The sequence below is a fragment of the Variovorax trehalosi genome, from assembly GCF_051216415.1.
Classification (GTDB): Bacteria; Pseudomonadota; Gammaproteobacteria; order Burkholderiales; family Burkholderiaceae_C; genus Variovorax.
The window spans coordinates 343,423-358,170 of record NZ_JBPJZG010000001.1; the positions used below are offsets into that span (position 1 = coordinate 343,423).

Annotated in this window: 16 protein-coding genes; 13 read left to right on the top strand and 3 right to left on the bottom strand. The window is 66.7% G+C overall.

The window, feature by feature from the left end; genetic code table 11:
• Positions 1 to 9 precede the first annotated feature (9 nt).
• Positions 10 to 894 carry a LysR substrate-binding domain-containing protein gene (locus tag ACSFA7_RS01690; RefSeq protein ID WP_435497779.1) on the bottom strand — a complete coding sequence of 295 codons (885 nt, stop codon included), beginning with the start codon at positions 892 to 894 and terminating at the stop codon, positions 10 to 12.
• Positions 895 to 1,145: 251 nt separating this feature from the next.
• On the opposite strand from ACSFA7_RS01690, the gene phnD reads away from it, so the two are divergent.
• The 12 genes from phnD to ACSFA7_RS01750 all read left to right on the top strand — a co-directional run bounded on the left by phnD (position 1,146) and on the right by ACSFA7_RS01750 (position 12,655).
• On the top strand, positions 1,146 to 2,009 hold the full coding sequence (gene phnD, locus ACSFA7_RS01695) for a phosphonate ABC transporter substrate-binding protein (protein ID WP_435497780.1): 864 nt from the start codon (positions 1,146 to 1,148) through the stop codon (positions 2,007 to 2,009).
• Positions 2,006 to 2,839, top strand: coding sequence for a phosphonate ABC transporter ATP-binding protein (gene phnC, locus ACSFA7_RS01700; RefSeq protein WP_435497781.1), 834 nt, complete (start codon positions 2,006 to 2,008; stop codon positions 2,837 to 2,839). The genes phnD and phnC overlap by 4 nt, the downstream gene beginning before the upstream one ends.
• Positions 2,836 to 3,657: a phosphonate ABC transporter, permease protein PhnE gene (gene phnE / locus ACSFA7_RS01705; RefSeq protein ID WP_052810660.1), complete on the top strand. Its 822-nt coding sequence runs from the start codon at positions 2,836 to 2,838 to the stop codon at positions 3,655 to 3,657. Before phnC ends, phnE begins: the two co-directional genes overlap by 4 nt.
• Complete coding sequence (phnA, locus tag ACSFA7_RS01710) at positions 3,654 to 4,922, top strand: phosphonoacetate hydrolase (protein WP_435497782.1); 1,269 nt, start codon at positions 3,654 to 3,656, stop codon at positions 4,920 to 4,922. The genes phnE and phnA overlap by 4 nt, the downstream gene beginning before the upstream one ends.
• A 10-nt stretch (positions 4,923 to 4,932) precedes the next feature.
• Positions 4,933 to 6,036, top strand: coding sequence for an iron-containing alcohol dehydrogenase PsrA (gene psrA / locus ACSFA7_RS01715; protein WP_435497783.1), 1,104 nt, complete (start codon positions 4,933 to 4,935; stop codon positions 6,034 to 6,036).
• The gene (phnY, locus tag ACSFA7_RS01720; RefSeq protein WP_435497784.1) at positions 6,033 to 7,502 is read left to right on the top strand and encodes a phosphonoacetaldehyde dehydrogenase; all 1,470 of its coding nucleotides are present in this window, start codon (positions 6,033 to 6,035) and stop codon (positions 7,500 to 7,502) included. Before psrA ends, phnY begins: the two co-directional genes overlap by 4 nt.
• A 26-nt stretch (positions 7,503 to 7,528) precedes the next feature.
• Positions 7,529 to 8,275: a DUF72 domain-containing protein gene (locus ACSFA7_RS01725; protein WP_435497785.1), complete on the top strand. Its 747-nt coding sequence runs from the start codon at positions 7,529 to 7,531 to the stop codon at positions 8,273 to 8,275.
• A gap of 21 nt (positions 8,276 to 8,296) precedes the next feature.
• Positions 8,297 to 9,265 (top strand): Bug family tripartite tricarboxylate transporter substrate binding protein, encoded by a 969-nt coding sequence (locus tag ACSFA7_RS01730; protein WP_435497786.1) that lies wholly within the window; start codon positions 8,297 to 8,299, stop codon positions 9,263 to 9,265.
• A 10-nt stretch (positions 9,266 to 9,275) separates the two neighbouring features.
• Positions 9,276 to 10,253, top strand: coding sequence for a Bug family tripartite tricarboxylate transporter substrate binding protein (locus ACSFA7_RS01735; protein ID WP_435497787.1), 978 nt, complete (start codon positions 9,276 to 9,278; stop codon positions 10,251 to 10,253).
• A gap of 51 nt (positions 10,254 to 10,304) precedes the next feature.
• Positions 10,305 to 10,901, top strand: coding sequence for a TetR/AcrR family transcriptional regulator (locus tag ACSFA7_RS01740; RefSeq protein WP_435497788.1), 597 nt, complete (start codon positions 10,305 to 10,307; stop codon positions 10,899 to 10,901).
• 94 nt (positions 10,902 to 10,995) lie between these two features.
• On the top strand, positions 10,996 to 12,129 hold the full coding sequence (locus tag ACSFA7_RS01745) for a thiolase family protein (RefSeq protein WP_435497789.1): 1,134 nt from the start codon (positions 10,996 to 10,998) through the stop codon (positions 12,127 to 12,129).
• 46 nt (positions 12,130 to 12,175) lie between these two features.
• Positions 12,176 to 12,655 carry a MaoC family dehydratase gene (locus ACSFA7_RS01750; RefSeq protein ID WP_435497790.1) on the top strand — a complete coding sequence of 160 codons (480 nt, stop codon included), beginning with the start codon at positions 12,176 to 12,178 and terminating at the stop codon, positions 12,653 to 12,655.
• Positions 12,656 to 12,664: 9 nt separating this feature from the next.
• On the opposite strand, the gene ACSFA7_RS01755 is transcribed toward ACSFA7_RS01750, so the two are convergent.
• The gene (locus tag ACSFA7_RS01755; RefSeq protein WP_435497791.1) at positions 12,665 to 13,351 is read right to left on the bottom strand and encodes a pentapeptide repeat-containing protein; all 687 of its coding nucleotides are present in this window, start codon (positions 13,349 to 13,351) and stop codon (positions 12,665 to 12,667) included.
• 2 nt (positions 13,352 to 13,353) lie between these two features.
• A complete protein-coding gene (locus ACSFA7_RS01760) occupies positions 13,354 to 14,166 on the bottom strand; it encodes a ferritin-like domain-containing protein (protein WP_435497792.1) in 813 nt (270 codons plus the stop codon).
• A 37-nt stretch (positions 14,167 to 14,203) separates the two neighbouring features.
• On the opposite strand from ACSFA7_RS01760, the gene ACSFA7_RS01765 reads away from it, so the two are divergent.
• The gene (locus ACSFA7_RS01765; RefSeq protein ID WP_257858968.1) at positions 14,204 to 14,728 is read left to right on the top strand and encodes a gamma carbonic anhydrase family protein; all 525 of its coding nucleotides are present in this window, start codon (positions 14,204 to 14,206) and stop codon (positions 14,726 to 14,728) included.
• The last annotated feature ends 20 nt before the right edge of the window (positions 14,729 to 14,748 follow it).

Genomic DNA, 14,748 nt, shown 5'->3' on the forward strand with positions numbered 1-14,748 from the left:
TGCGGCGGTTCAGGCCTTGCGCTTGCGCGCCTCGATGGCCGGCACCAGCGTGTCGAAGAAGGCGCTCACCATGCGCATCTCGCGCCGCTCCGCCAGGCACAGCACGTGCGCATACGTGAAGATCTCGGTGTCGCTGAAGCCGACCATGCGCAGGTCGGGGCTCGGCACAAACTCCACGCTCGACACCGCCGCGATGCCCAGGCCCTGCGCCACGGCTTCGCGGATCACCTCGCGGCTGCTGATCTCCATCACCACGTCGACCTCGACCTTCGCCTTGGCGAGCGCGAGTTCGAGCGCCTTGCGCGTGGTCGATCCTTCCTCTCGCATGATGAGCCGCTCGCCCTGCAGCTCCGAGAGCCGGATGTTGCGCCGCCGCGCAAAGCGGTGCGTTGACGGCACGAACATCACGACCGGGTGCTGGCTGAAGGGCACCGAGAGAAAGCGGTCGTCGCGCACCATCTGCGCGAGCACGCCGACATCGGCGCTGTAGTCCACGAGGCTGTCGAGCACGTCCTGCGAATTGCCGGTGCTCACCGTCACCTTCACGCCGGGGTAGCGCAGGCTGAAGTCGACCAGCATCTTGGTCACGTGGTAAGGCCCCACGGCCGCCACGCGCAGGTGGCCGGTGCGCAGCGTGCCCGCATCGCCGAGCAGCGCGACCGCATCGCCTTCGAGGCTGAAGATCTGCTGCGCGAGCTGCATCAGCTGCTCGCCGATCTCGGTGAGCTGCACGCGCCGGCCGCGCCGGTGGAAGAGTTCGACCTGGTAGGCCTCCTCGAGAAACCGCACCTGCGTGGTGATGGTGGGCTGGCTCACATGCAGGTGTTCGGCGGCCTTGGTGAAGCTGCCCTCGCGGGCCACGGCATAGAAGGAACGCAGCTGTGTCAGGCGCATGGGGAAGACCCTTTGTATCTATAGATTCAGTATATAGATCATTCAAAAAAATTGAATTTGTTCGATACATGCCTCGGTGGTTTACTCCGCTTCAAGACGGACCAGGCAGCAACAGACATACGCCGGACGTCCCGAATCCTCTCGTTGTCATGACCACGACACGAAGCACTGGAAGACTCAGAACGGGCGCTTTTGCCCTTCGAAAACACCAGGAGGAATTCATGCAACACAGACCACTGGAGACAACCATGATGAAGCGCAGAAAGTTGCTGTTCGGCACTGCAGCCGTCACAGCGTCCGCCTTCGTGCCGATGGCACGGGCACAGCAGGTTCTCACTGTCGGGCTGATTCCTTCCGAGGATTCGCGCGCCATGATCGCCAACAGCCAGGCCATGATGGACATGCTGTCCAAGGCACTCGGTTTTCCGGTCAAGCCCTTCGTGGCGGCCGACTACAACGGCGTGATCGAGGCGCTGCGTTCCAAGCGTCTCGACGTGGCCTACCTCGGCCCGTTCTCGTATGTGCTGGGCGCCACCGTCGCCGACATCGAGGCCTTCGCGGTCGCCGAAACCAAGAAGGCCGGGCGCACCTTCTATTACAGCCAGATCGTCACGCACAAGGACACCGGCATCAAGACGGTGAACGACTTGAAGGGCAAGACCTTCGCATTCGTCGATCCGAGCTCGACCTCGGGCCATCTGTTCCCGAAGGCCGGGCTAATGAAGCTGGGCTTCAACACCGACAAGGACTTCGGCCGCGTCATCTTCTCGGGCTCGCACGACTCCAGCGCGATCGCGGTGCAGAACAAGAAGGTGGACGCCGCGGCCATCGCCGACCGCATCCTCGATGCAGCTGTTTCGAAAGGCCTCGTGAAGCGCGAAGACCTCGTCGAGGTCTGGAAGTCCGACCCGATTCCCGAGTCGCCCACCGTGTGGCGCAAGGACCTGCCTGCCGACCTGAAGACGCGCGTGCAGGCCGCCTTCCTGCAGGTGAAGAACATCCCCTGGTCCGACCAGGGCGAGCTCAACGGTTTCCACCCGACCAACGACGCGGCCTACAACATCATCCGCGACACGGCCAAGGTGCTGAACCTCGACCTGAGGAAGATGAAATGATCGAAATCCGAGGCCTGTGCAAGCGCTACGGCGACTTCACCGCGCTGCACCGTGTCGACCTCACGGTGGGCAAGGGCGAGTTCGTCGTCATCCTCGGCGCGTCGGGTGCGGGCAAGTCCACCTTGCTTCGCTGCATCAACCATCTGGCCGAGCCGAGCGAAGGCGAGATTCACGTCGATGGCGAGCGCTCGCGCGGCGACCGTGCAGGGTTGCGCAAGGTGCGCCGCGACGTGGCGATGATCTTCCAGCACTACAACGTGGTGCCGCGCCTGTCGGTGCTGAAGAACGTGCTGACCGGGCGGCTCGGCTCGATGCCGGCGATCGCTTCGTGGTTCCAGATCTTCCCTGCCAAAGACATCGCGATTGCCCGCGAGTGCCTGCGCCGTGTGGAGCTCGACCACAAGTCGGACCTGCGCACCGACACGCTCTCGGGCGGCCAGAAGCAGCGCGTGGGCATCGCCCGGGCGCTGGCGCAGCAGCCCAAGGTGATCCTGGCCGACGAGCCTGTGGCGAGCCTCGACCCGAAGACTTCGCGCAAGGTGCTCAACTACCTGAAGCAGGCCAGCAGCGAAGCGGGCATCACCGTCATCTGCAACCTGCACCAGGTGGACTACGCGCGCGAATTCGCGCAGCGCGTGATCGGTGTCGCGGCCGGTCGTGTCGTGTTCGAAGGCCGGCCCGACGAGCTGACCGAAGAGGTGCTGCAGCGCATCTACCCGGGTGGTCTCGAGGACGGTCCCATCGAGCCGCCCGCACCCGCCGCATCGCCTGCAGCCGCTCCCGTGGCCGCGGTGCGCCCCGCCCAGCAACTCGCCCTGGAGCAATCATGATCGCCATCGGACGCTACAACCTGCTGGTCGCCAAGAGCGGCGGCAACCCGGGCTGGTGGAAGTACGCCCTTGCCGGACTGGCCCTGCTGTCCGTGATGTGGTGGGCCGCCATCGGCAGCCAGGTCAGCTTCAGCGAACTGGCCAAGGGCATGCCGTGGATCGCCGACTTCCTGGGCCGCATGCTGCCGCCCAACTGGGAGTTCATGCAACGGTTGGTGAAACCCGCCATCGAGACGGTGCAGATCGCGCTCTGGGGCACGCTGCTGTCGGTGATTCTCGCGGTGCCGCTGTGCTTCTTCGCGGCGCGCAACATCTCGCCAAACATCGCGGTGTTCCATGCGATGCGGCAGGTGCTGAACATCACGCGCGGCATCAACGAGATCATCCTCGCGCTGATCTTCGTGGCGGCCGTGGGCCTCGGGCCGTTCCCCGGCGTGCTGGCCTTGGCGCTGCACGGCGCGGGCATGCTCGGCAAGTTCTTCGCGGAGTCGATCGAGGAGATCGACCAGGGCCCGCTCGAAGCGCTGCGCGCCACCGGTGCCGGCCCCATACAGACCATCATCTTCGGCGTCATCCCGCAGGTCGTGACCGCGTGGATCGGCGTCATCGTCTACCGCTTCGAGACCAACCTGCGCCAGGCCACGGTGCTGGGCATGGTGGGGGCGGGCGGCATCGGCTTCGAACTGGTGGGGAGCATGAAGCTGTTCCAGTACCAGGACACCGCAACCTGCATCCTGGTGATCGTCGTCATGGTGATGACGGCGGACTACCTGTCGACCAAGTTGCGCGCATGGATTCAACAAGGAGCGCATCAATGACAGACAAGCCGACCCTCCCGGGCATCTCGGTGAACGGCCGCAGCTACAAGTCGCCTTCGCAGCCCGTCGTCGTGGTGTGCGTGGACGGCTGCGAGCCCGACTACATCACGCAGGCGATCCAGGCCGGTGTCGCGCCCTTCATGAAGAAGATGCTGGCCGCGGGCAGTTCGATGGTGGGCGACTGCGCGGTGCCGAGTTTCACGAACCCGAACAATCTCTCGATCGTGACCGGCGCGCCGCCCTCGGTGCATGGCATCTGCGGCAACTACTTCCTCGATACCGCGCAGGGCAAGGAAGTGATGATGAACGACCCCGCCTACCTGCGCGCCGAGACGCTGCTGGCGGTGTTCTCCAAGGCCGGCGCGAAGGTCGCGGTGGTGACGGCCAAGGACAAGCTGCGCACGCTGCTGGGCCACCGCATGGAAGGCATCTGCTTCTCGGCGGAGAAGGCCGACCAGGCGACGCGCGCCAACGGCGGTATCGACGACGTGCTGGCGCTGGTCGGCAAGCCCGTGCCTTCGGTCTACAGCGCGGACCTGAGCGAGTTCGTCTTCGCGGCCGGCGTGAAGCTGATGGAGACGCAGCGGCCCGACTTGATGTACCTCTCGACCACCGACTACGTGCAGCACAAGTGCGCGCCCGGCACGGCCGGCGCCAACGACTTCTACGCCATGATGGACGGCTACCTCGCGCAGCTCGATGCGCTGGGCGCCACCATCGCGCTCACCGCCGACCACGGCATGAGCCCGAAGACCGATGCCGCCGGCAATCCGCGCATCGTGTTCCTGCAGGAAGTGCTCGATGCGCGTCTCGGTGCGGGACGCGGCCGGGTGATCCTGCCGATCACCGATCCGTATGTGGTGCACCACGGCGCGCTCGGCTCGTTCGCGACCGTCTACCTTGAAGCGGGCGTGGATGTGCCCGCGCTGGTCGAGGCACTGAGGGGCACCGACGGTATCGAGCAGGTGCTCACGCGCGACGAAGCGGCGCAGCGCTTCGAGCTGCCGCCGGACCGCATCGGCGATCTCGTGGTGGTGTCGGACCACCTCGCCGTGATCGGCACGCGCGCCTCGGAGCACGACCTGAGCGGCCTCACGGTGCCGCTGCGCTCGCACGGCGGGCTGTCCGAGCAGAAGGTGCCGTTGCTGTTCAACCGACGGCTGCAGGGGCTCGATCCGAAGCGGCGATTGCGCAACTTCGACATCTTCGACCTGGCACTGAACCACGCGATCCCCGTGGCCCCTGCGGCAACTGCCGCCACCTGACGAGAAATCCATGAGCGCCAACTACCACAACCCCGTACAGAGCGTGTACGGGGCAGGGGCCCTGTCGTCCCTGCCGAAACTGCTCGACGGCCGCCGCGCCGCATTGGTGACCTTTCCGGAGGCCCGCGCCATCGGCCTGCTGGGCCGGCTGGAGTCGGTGCTGCAGGGCGCATTGGCCTGCACCATCGACCAGACACGGCCCAACCCCGACGTCGCCGAATTGGCCGGCCTCTACGAGTGGTTCTGGCGGGAGCACGCGGATGTGGAGGTGCTTATCGCAGTCGGCGGTGGCAGCGCCATCGACACCGCGAAGGCGCTCATGGTCGCGAACGATGCGGCGAGTTTTTCCGATCTCGTGGCGGGCCTTGCCGGCGAGCGGCCTTTCGTTCCCACGCGCAGGAAGATGCTGATCGCCGTGCCCACCACCGCCGGCACCGGCAGCGAGGTCACGCCCTGGGCCACGGTGTGGGACCGCGAGCGGCAGAAGAAGTATTCATTGCACCTGCCCGAGACCTGGCCGCGCTATGCGGTGGTCGACCCGGAGCTGATGCTGTCGCTGCCCGCGGCCGTCACGCTGCAGAGCGGGCTCGATGCGCTGTCGCATGCGCTCGAGGCCATCTGGAACGTGAATGCGAATCCGCTGTCCGACACCTTCGCCGTCTCGGCGGTGCGCGACACGCTGGAGGTGCTGCCGCAGCTGATGGGCCAGCTCGGCAACGTCGAGCTGCGGGGCCGCATGGCGCTCGCGGCGCTGAAGGCCGGCATGGCGTTCTCCAACACCAAGACGGCGCTCGCGCATTCCATCTCCTACGAGATGACGCTGCGCTACGGCCTGCCGCACGGCATTGCCTGTTCGTTCCTGCTGCCGATGGTGCTGGAGCGCGCCATCGGCCGGCGCACCGACCGCGACGCGGTACTGCGCGAAGCGCTCGGCATGCCGCTCGCAGAGGCACCGCAGCAGCTGGCGGCCTTCATCGAATCGCTGGGCGTGAAGACCCGCTTCGCCGACTACGGCGTGGGCGACGACGAAGCCCGCGAGATGCTGCTGCATGCGCAGGGCGGTGCGCGCGGCAAGAACTTCATCGGCAACGACTTCGCGGAGAACCAGGCATGACCACACTTGCCACACCCCATCCCCCTCATCGTGACAGCGCGGCCTTTCGCGCCGAGTCTCTGCGCATCGGCGGCGAGCGCGTGCGGCGCGAGCGCACGCTCGATGTGTTCAACCCCTACACCAACGAGCGCGTGGGTACCGTGCCACTCGCCTCGGTGGACGATGTGCGCGAGGCCTTCCGCATCGGGCATGCGTACCACTCGACCCTGTCGCGCTACGAGCGCGCCAGCATCCTGCAGCGGGCCTGCGCGCTGCTGCGTGCACGCGCCGACGAAGGGGCCGCGGTCATCACGATGGAATCGGGCCTGTGCCGCAAAGACGCGCTGTATGAAATCGGCCGCGTCGCCGACGTGCTGACCTTCGGCGCCACCGAGGCGCTGCGCGATGACGGACAGGTGTTCTCCTGCGACCTCACGGCGCACGGCAAGAAGCGCAAGGTCATCACGCTGCGCGAGCCGCTGCTGGGCGTGATCACCGCCATCACGCCGTTCAATCACCCGATGAACCAGGTCGCGCACAAGGTGGTGCCGAGCATCGCGACCAACAACCGCATGGTGCTCAAGCCCTCGGAGAAGGTGCCGCTGTCGGCCTTCTACCTGGCCGACATCCTCTACGAGGCAGGCTTGCCGCCCGAGATGTTCCAGGTGCTGACGGGCGACCCGCGCGAGATCGCCGACGAACTCATCACCAACGCGCAGGTGGACTTGGTCACCTTCACCGGCGGCGTGGCCATCGGCAAGTACATCGCCGCGAAGGCCGGCTACCGGCGCATCGTGCTGGAGCTGGGTGGCAACGATCCGCTGATCGTGATGGAGGACGCCGACCTCGACCGCGCCTCCGACCTCGCGGTGCAGGGCTCGTACAAGAATTCGGGCCAGCGCTGCACGGCAGTCAAGCGGATGCTGGTGCACAAGGATGTGGCGAGCGAGTTCACCGAGCGCGTGGTCGAGAAGACCAGGCGCTGGAAATACGGCGACCCCGCAGACGCGAACAACGACATGGGCACGGTGATCGACGAAGCCGCCGCGCGTCGCTTCGAGCTGCTGGTGGACGAGGCGGTGGCATCGGGCGCGCGGCTGCTCGTGGGCAACCGGCGCGAAGGCGCGCTCTATTCGCCCACCGTGCTCGACAACGTGCGTCCCGAGATGACGGTGGTGCGCGAGGAGACCTTCGGTCCCGTCTCGCCGATCATCCGCTTCGGCAGCATCGACGAGGCGATCGCCATTTCGAACGGCACGGCCTACGGTTTGTCGTCGGGCATCTGCACCGACAGAATGGACTACGCCACCCGCTTCGCCAACGAGCTGAAGGTGGGCACGGTGAACGTGTGGGAGGTGCCGGGCTACCGCATCGAGCTCACGCCCTTCGGCGGCATCAAGGACTCGGGGCTGGGCTACAAGGAAGGGGTGCAGGAAGCGATCAAGTCGTTCACCAACGGCAAGACATTCACCATGCCCTGGGGCTGATCGGTCGCAGTGCTTACGATGCGGGGATGACGCAGATCATTCCCGAGATGCCGCGCATCGGGTGCGCGGGCTGGAGCCTGCCGCGCGACCTGTGGCCGGCGTTTCCCGCCGAGGGCTCGCACCTCAAGCGTTACGCGCAGCGCTTCGATGCGGTGGAGATCGATACATCGTTCTACCGGCCGCATCGGCGCGAGACCTACGAGCGCTGGGCCGCCAGCACGCCCGACGGGTTTCGCTTCGCGGTGAAACTGCCGAAGACCATCACGCATGAGCGGCGGCTGGCCGGGGCGATGCCGGCCTTCGATGAATTCCTTGCGCAGGTGACGGGGCTGGGCGACAGGCTCGGCTGCCTTGTCGTGCAGCTGCCGCCGAGCCTCTCCTTCGACGCTGCTGTGGTGCGGCGTTTCCTCGCCGATGTGCGGCAGAGGCACACCGGTGCCGTGGCACTGGAGCCGAGGCACCGCAGTTGGTTCTTGCCCGCGGCCGAGTCGCTGCTGTCGCGCTTCCAGGTCGGGCGCGTGCTGGCCGATCCGGTGCTGTTTGATGAGGCTGCGGCGCCCGGCGGATGGCCCGGGCTCGTCTATTTGCGATTGCATGGATCGCCGCACCGGTACTGGTCGGCGTACGACGATGCGCTGCTCGAGCGGCTCGCATCGCGTCTGCGGCTCGCGCGCGAGGAGGGCGCCGCGTGCTGGTGCATCTTCGACAACACGGCAGGCGGCGAGGCGGTCGGCAATGCGATGACCTTGGCACGCCTGCTTCAGAATCGCTGATTCATTCGAGGAGACAACACCATGAACTTCAACAGACTCTGTGCCGGCGTTGCGCTGGCTGCCGCCGCGGGGCTCGCCGTGGCGCAAGGTTTCCCCACCGCCAAGCCGATCCGCCTGATCGTCGGCTACCCGCCCGGCGGCGGCATCGACTTCGCGGCGCGCACGGTGCAGGTGCCGCTGCAGGAGGCGCTCAAGCAGCAGCTGGTGGTCGACTACAAGCCCGGCGCGAGCGGGATGATCGCGGCCACCGAGCTCACGCGCCAGCCGGCTGACGGCTACACGCTGCTGCTGGCCAACACCGGTCCCTTTGCCATCGCACCGTACCTGCAGAGCAAGCCGCCGTACGACCCCATCAAGCAGTTCACGTACATCGGGCAGATCAGCCAGGGCAGCTACATCGCGGTGACGCGGCCCGACCATCCGGCGAAGAACCTCAAGGAGTTCGTCGCGTGGGCCAAGGGGCAGCCGGGCAAGGTCAATTTCGCCTCGGGCGGCAACGGCACCTCGACGCATTTGAATGGCGAGCTGATGAACCAGGTGACGGGCCTGGACATGACCCACGTGCCCTACAAGGGCAGCGCACCCGCGGTGCAGGATCTGCTGGGCGGGCAGACGCAGATCCTCATCGACGCGGGCAGCGTGCTGCTGCCGCAGGTGAAGGGCGGCAAGCTCAAGGCGCTGGCGGTGACCGGGCCGGTGCGCGATCCGCAACTGCCCGACGTGCCGACGGTGAAGGAGCTGGGCTTGGCGGGCATGGAGTCGGTGGGCTTCCAGGGGTTGGTGGGGCCGGCCAACATGCCCAAGGACGTGGTGGACCGGCTCTCCAATGAACTGGCCCGTGCGTTGGCGCAGCCGGCGATCAAGGCCAAGTTCGCGACTGCGGGAGCGGAGGTGCATTCCCTCGGCCCGGTCGAGTTCGCGGCCTTCGTCAAGGCGGACAATGAGAAGTGGTCCAGGCTCATCCGCGAGCGCAAGCTGCAACTCGACTGACCCCTTCCTCATGACAGACATGCATTTCAAGTTCAAGCCGTCGTGGCTTCTCGCCGTTGCCGCACTCTTCGCCGCGGGCGCACAGGCCCAGGCCATTCCCAAGACCATCCGCCTCATCGTGGCGTACCCTGCCGGCGGCGTGAGCGACGTGGTCGCACGCGCGCTTGGCGACAGGCTGGCCGCGCAACTGGGTACCACGGTGATCGTCGACAACCGCGCCGGCGCGAGCGGCGCTATCGGCATGGACGCGGTGGCCAAGGCTGCGCCCGACGGCGCGACGCTCGGCTTCTCGGCCATCAGCCCGCTGGTGCTGAGCCCGCACCTGGGCAAGCTGCCTTTCGATCCGCTGAAGGACATCGCGCCGGTCGCGAGCGTCATGTATTCGCCGGTGCTGCTGATTGCCACGCCCGCCAGCAAGGCGAAGGATTTCCGCGCACTCATCGCCGATGCCAAGGCGCAGCCTGGTGCAGTGCGCTGGGCCACGTCGGGGCCGGCGTCGCTCGGGCACATCGTGCTGGAGCAGGTGAGGGCGGCGACGGGTGTCGACATCACGCACGTGCCCTACAAGGGCGGCGGGCAGCAGCTCAACGATGCGTTGGGCGGGCAGTTCGAAATCCTGTCGACCAACGCGAGCCCGACGCTCACCTCGCACATCCAGTCGGGCAAGCTGCGGCCGCTGGCCGTGGGCGCGCCGGCGCGGCTCGAGAGCCTGCCGCAGGTGCCCACGCTGGGCGAGCTGGGCTACAACGCGGCGAACATCAACTCGCTGTTTGGCGTGTTCGCACCGGCAGCCACGCCGCCCGCGTTGATCGCGAAATACAACGCCGAGATCAACAAGGCCCTGGCCAGCCCCGAGCTGCGCGCCAAGCTCACCGCCACCGACAACGTGCCGACCGGCGGCACGGCCGCGGCCTTCGCCAAGGAGATCGCCTCGGAGTTCGAGAGCAACGGGCGCATCGTGAAGGCCGCGAACATCAAGGCGGATTGATGAATGACCCTGCGGCTTGCGGTTGGAATTTCCCTACCTTATAGTAGGTAGATGAACAACACCGCCGCCACCTCCGCCGCACTTGCTGCCGGCAGCACCCGGGACCAGATCCTCGGCGTGGCGCGCGGCCTCATTGAGACCCGCTCGTACCTGGGCTTCAGCTTCCAGGACGTGGCCAATGCGGTCGGCATTCGCAAGGCGAGCCTGTACCACCACTTTCCGACCAAGGAAGCGTTGGGCATCGCGGTGATCCGGCAGGCCACCCAGTACTTCAAGGACTGGGATGCGGCCCGGGAGCGGGAGCCCCAAGACGCGCTCGACTCGTATTTCCGCATGTACCGCAACACGCTGAAGGCCGGCTCGGGCATGTGCCCCGCCGGATCGCTGGCGCCGGGGTGGGATTGCATCAACGAAGAGCTGCGCCAGGCGGTGCAGGAGCTGCGCCACACGCAGGTGCTGTGGCTCACCGGCGTGCTGGGCGCGCTGGCACCGGCAGGGGCGCGGAAGAAGGGTGCTGCGTCGGTCGCTTCGCAGGCCAGCTATGTGTTCTCGGTGTGCCAGGGCGCGCTGCTCGCATCGCGCATGACCGGACGTGTCGAAGACTTCGATGAAGCCATCGCGCAACTCAGGAGTTCATTGCCCGGCTGATGGTCGGGCGGCATCGCAAGGCACGTATCGACGTGCCTATTTTTTGACCTGTCAGCCTACCGATTGGATGGTAGATTTTCTCAAGGAGCATCTCATGAAAGCCGTCATTTCCGCCTACGCCCGCTCGCCTTTCCACTTCGCCAAGAAAGGCGCGCTGGCCGAAGTGCGCCCCGACAAGCTGGCCGCCGGCGTGGTCAAGGGTCTGCTGCAGCGCACCGACCTCGACCCCGCGCTGCTCGAAGACATCGTCCTGGGCTGCGCCTACCCCGAGGCCTCGCAGGGCAACAACGTCGCGCGCATCGTCGGCTTGCTGGCCGGCCTGCCGCACGAGGTGGGCGGCATGACGGTGAACCGCTTCTGCGGCTCGTCGATGCAGGCCGTGCACATCGCCGCGGCGCAGATCGAGGCGGGCATGGGCGAAGCCTTCCTGTGCGTGGGCGTGGAGTCGATGACGATGGTGCCGCAGGGCGGCTTCAACTTCTCGCCCAGCCCCGAGCTGCTGGCCAACACCGACGCCTACATCTCGATGGGCGAAACCGCCGAGAACGTCGCGCAGCGCTGGAACGTGAGTCGCGCCGACCAGGAGGCCTTTGCGGTCGAGTCGCACCGCAAGGCTGCCGCCGCGCGCGCCGAAGGGCGCCTGACGGGCGAAATCGTGCCGGTGCACTTGGCCTCGGGCGACGTGGTCGATGCGGACGGCTGCATCCGCCCAAGCACCTCGGCCGAGGCACTGGCCAATCTCAAGCCCGCGTTCCGCCCTGACGGCGTGGTGACGGCCGGCACCTCGTCGCCGCTCACCGACGGCGCGGCCGTCGTGCTCGTGACCAGCGATGCCTTCGCCGCCAAGCACGGCCTGCAGATGCTCGCGCGCATCAAGTCGTTCGCGACCGTAGGCGTGGACCCGGCCATCATGGGCATCGGCCCGATCCCCGCGACCCGCAAGGCACTGGCGCGCGCGGGGCTGACTGCGGCGGACCTCGACGTGATCGAGATCAACGAAGCCTTCTCGTCGCAGGCACTCGCGTGCATCCGTGACCTGGGCCTCGACCCGGCGAAGATCAACCTTGACGGCGGCGGCCTCTCCATCGGTCATCCGCTGGGCGCGACCGGCGCGCGCATCACCGGCAAGGCTGCGTCGCTGCTGGTCCGCGAGAAGGGCCGCTATGCGCTGGCCACGCAGTGCATCGGCGGCGGGCAAGGCATCGCGACCATCCTCGAGCGCGTCTGACTGAAGGAAAGTTCGAGAATGCGCGAAGGCACGACAAGGAGACCTCATGGCCGCACCCACTGACACTGGCGCCAGACGCGCGCTGTACCTCGAAGACCTCTCGGTCGGCGACCGTTTCCAGAGCGGCGAACACGCGCTCGACGTGGCGCAGATCAAGGCCTTCGCGCTGCAGTTCGATCCGCAGCCCTTTCACACCGACGAAGAGGCCGCGAAGCACACATTCTTCGGCGGCCTCGCGGCGAGCGGCTGGCACACCGCGGCGATCACGATGAAGCTGCTGGTGGAAAGCGGTGTGCCGCTGGCCGACGGCATCATCGGTTCGGGCGGCGAGTTGCAGTGGCCCAAGCCGACGCGACCCGGTGACGTGCTGCACGTGGTGAGCGAGGTGGTCGACATCACGCCCTCGCGCTCCAAGCCCGGCCGCGCGATGGTGACGATGCGCTGCCAGACGCGCAACCAGCGCGGCGAGGTGGTTCAGTACTTCACGCCGAAGCTGGTGGTGCACAGCCGGCCCACGGCGGCCTGAAGTCTGGCTTCAGACGACGCGCAGGCCCAGCTCTTCGACCAGCGATGCGGCCTGCCGGTGCGAGATGGTCGCGCCCTTGAACTGCGCGGCGTTCGCCAAGCGCAGGCCGCCCAGGTCGGCATCGCGCAGGTCTGCGCCTTCGAAGCGCGCGAGCTTCAGGTGCGCATTGCGCAGGCTCCCGCCCTCGAACACCGCCTCGCGGAAATCGCAGCCCGACAGGTCGGCTTCGGAGAAGTCCAGTTGCGCGAGCGTCTGCTTGCGGAATGACAGGCTGCGCAGATGGGCGTCGACCAGCAGCGAATCCTTGAAAACGATGCCCAGTGCCGAGACTTCGGCGAAGTGCGCGCCCGTGAGCTTCACGCCCGTGAACAGCGCGGAAGCGAGCTTGGCGCGCGTCCATTGGGTGTTGTTCAGATCGCAGTCCTGGAAACGCGCATTCGTGAGGTCTGCGAGGCCGAAGTCGGCTTGCCGCGCCCTGCATCCAGTCCAGCGGGTTTCCGATAGCAGGGCACGCTCGAAAGATGCTTCGGCGAAATTGCACAGCGTGAACTGCGCGCCACGCAGGTCGAGCCGGGAAAGGTCTGCTTCTTCGAAGTTGCAGCGCTCGAAATGCAGGGGCGCGTCGCGGCCTTGCAGGCAGGCGAGCAGGTCGGCGCGGGACCAGGTCTGGTCGGAAATCACGGAGGCAGTGGCCATGTTCATGTGTAGTTGCCGCCGGTCAAGGCGCGCAGCTCTTCGGCGGTGAAGCCGGCGCGTTCGCGGGCTTCGAGATTGAAGGGTGGCCTGATCCGCGGCGCGTCGTAGCGCGCCACGAGCGCCGGATAGTTCGCTTCGGCATCGAGGCCCGCGCGCTCGCAGAGCCAGCGGTACCAGTGATTGCCGATGGCGACGTGGCCCACCTCGTCGCGCAGGATGATGTCCAGGATTTCCACCGCGCGCAGTGCATCGGGCGTGTTGACGCGCTTCAACTTCGCCTGGATCAGCGGCGTGGCGTCGAGCCCGCGCGCCTCCAGCGTGCGCGGCACCAGCGCCATGCGGGCGAGCACGTCGTCCTTCGTTTTCTCGCACATGTTCCACAGGCCGTCGTGGCCCGGAAAGTCGCCGTAGCGCCAGCCCATGTTCTGCAGGTGCGCGTGCAGCAGCGTGAAGTGCAGCGCCTCCTCGTCGGCCACGCGCAGCCAGTCGCGGTAGTAGGCCTCGGGCATGCCGTCGTAGCGCCAGACCGCATCGAGCGCGAGGTTGATCGCGTTGAACTCGATGTGGCAGATCGAATGGATCAGCGAGGCGCGGCCCTCGGGCGTGAAGGGCGAGCGCTTCTGCACCGCCGTGGCGGACACGCGGACCGGCTTCTCGGGGCGGCCCGGCACGCCCAGGTCATCGCCTTCGGTGCGGATAGGGTCGGTTGCTATGGAATCGGTAGCGGCCAGCGCCGCCGTGGCGTGCGTTGCAGCCACCTTCTGTTCAGGATCGGTCAGTCTCAGCGCGGCCAGCGCGCTCAATCGGGGGTGCATCCCTACAATTCTAGTTTTTGCCCCCGGAGACCCCACGATGGCCCTCTATGAACTCGACGGCGTTGCGCCGCAACTCGCCACCGGCGCCTGGGTCGCCGACAGCGCGGAAGTGATTGGCAACGTGAAGCTGGGCGAGAACGCCAGCATCTGGTTCGGTGCCGTGCTGCGCGGGGATAACGAGACGATGACCATCGGCCGCAACAGCAATGTGCAGGACATGTCGATGCTGCACTCCGACCCCGGCAGCCCCCTCACCGTGGGCGAGAACGTCACCATCGGCCACCAGGTCATGCTGCACGGTTGCACCATCGGCGACAACTCGCTCATCGGCATCCAGGCGGTGGTCTTGAATAACGCGAAGATCGGCCGCAATTCGATCGTTGGCGCCGGCAGCGTGGTGACCGAGGGCAAGGAGTTTCCCGACAATTCCCTGATCTTCGGCTCGCCCGCCAAGGTGATGCGCACGATCAGCGACGAAGACGCTGCCCGGCTGCGTCACGGTTCCGAGCATTACGTCGAAAATGCCGTTCGCTACGCGAAGGGCCTCAAGAAAATCGCCTGACCCCGCGCAGGCCCAACAGA

Bases quoted from the DNA above. Each gene is read 5' to 3' on its own strand.
- phnC (WP_435497781.1), top strand. From the start codon at position 2,006: ATGATCGAAATCCGAGGCCTGTGCAAGCGCTACGGCGACTTCACCGCG.
- ACSFA7_RS01730 (WP_435497786.1), top strand. From the start codon at position 8,297: ATGAACTTCAACAGACTCTGTGCCGGCGTTGCGCTGGCTGCCGCCGCG.
- ACSFA7_RS01690 (WP_435497779.1), bottom strand. From the start codon at position 894: ATGCGCCTGACACAGCTGCGTTCCTTCTATGCCGTGGCCCGCGAGGGC.
- ACSFA7_RS01725 (WP_435497785.1), top strand. From the start codon at position 7,529: ATGACGCAGATCATTCCCGAGATGCCGCGCATCGGGTGCGCGGGCTGG.
- psrA (WP_435497783.1), top strand. From the start codon at position 4,933: ATGAGCGCCAACTACCACAACCCCGTACAGAGCGTGTACGGGGCAGGG.
- phnE (WP_052810660.1), top strand. From the start codon at position 2,836: ATGATCGCCATCGGACGCTACAACCTGCTGGTCGCCAAGAGCGGCGGC.
- phnA (WP_435497782.1), top strand. From the start codon at position 3,654: ATGACAGACAAGCCGACCCTCCCGGGCATCTCGGTGAACGGCCGCAGC.
- ACSFA7_RS01750 (WP_435497790.1), top strand. From the start codon at position 12,176: ATGGCCGCACCCACTGACACTGGCGCCAGACGCGCGCTGTACCTCGAA.
- ACSFA7_RS01735 (WP_435497787.1), top strand. From the start codon at position 9,276: ATGACAGACATGCATTTCAAGTTCAAGCCGTCGTGGCTTCTCGCCGTT.
- phnY (WP_435497784.1), top strand. From the start codon at position 6,033: ATGACCACACTTGCCACACCCCATCCCCCTCATCGTGACAGCGCGGCC.
- ACSFA7_RS01745 (WP_435497789.1), top strand. From the start codon at position 10,996: ATGAAAGCCGTCATTTCCGCCTACGCCCGCTCGCCTTTCCACTTCGCC.
- ACSFA7_RS01760 (WP_435497792.1), bottom strand. From the start codon at position 14,166: ATGCACCCCCGATTGAGCGCGCTGGCCGCGCTGAGACTGACCGATCCT.
- phnD (WP_435497780.1), top strand. From the start codon at position 1,146: ATGAAGCGCAGAAAGTTGCTGTTCGGCACTGCAGCCGTCACAGCGTCC.
- ACSFA7_RS01755 (WP_435497791.1), bottom strand. From the start codon at position 13,351: ATGGCCACTGCCTCCGTGATTTCCGACCAGACCTGGTCCCGCGCCGAC.
- ACSFA7_RS01765 (WP_257858968.1), top strand. From the start codon at position 14,204: ATGGCCCTCTATGAACTCGACGGCGTTGCGCCGCAACTCGCCACCGGC.
- ACSFA7_RS01740 (WP_435497788.1), top strand. From the start codon at position 10,305: ATGAACAACACCGCCGCCACCTCCGCCGCACTTGCTGCCGGCAGCACC.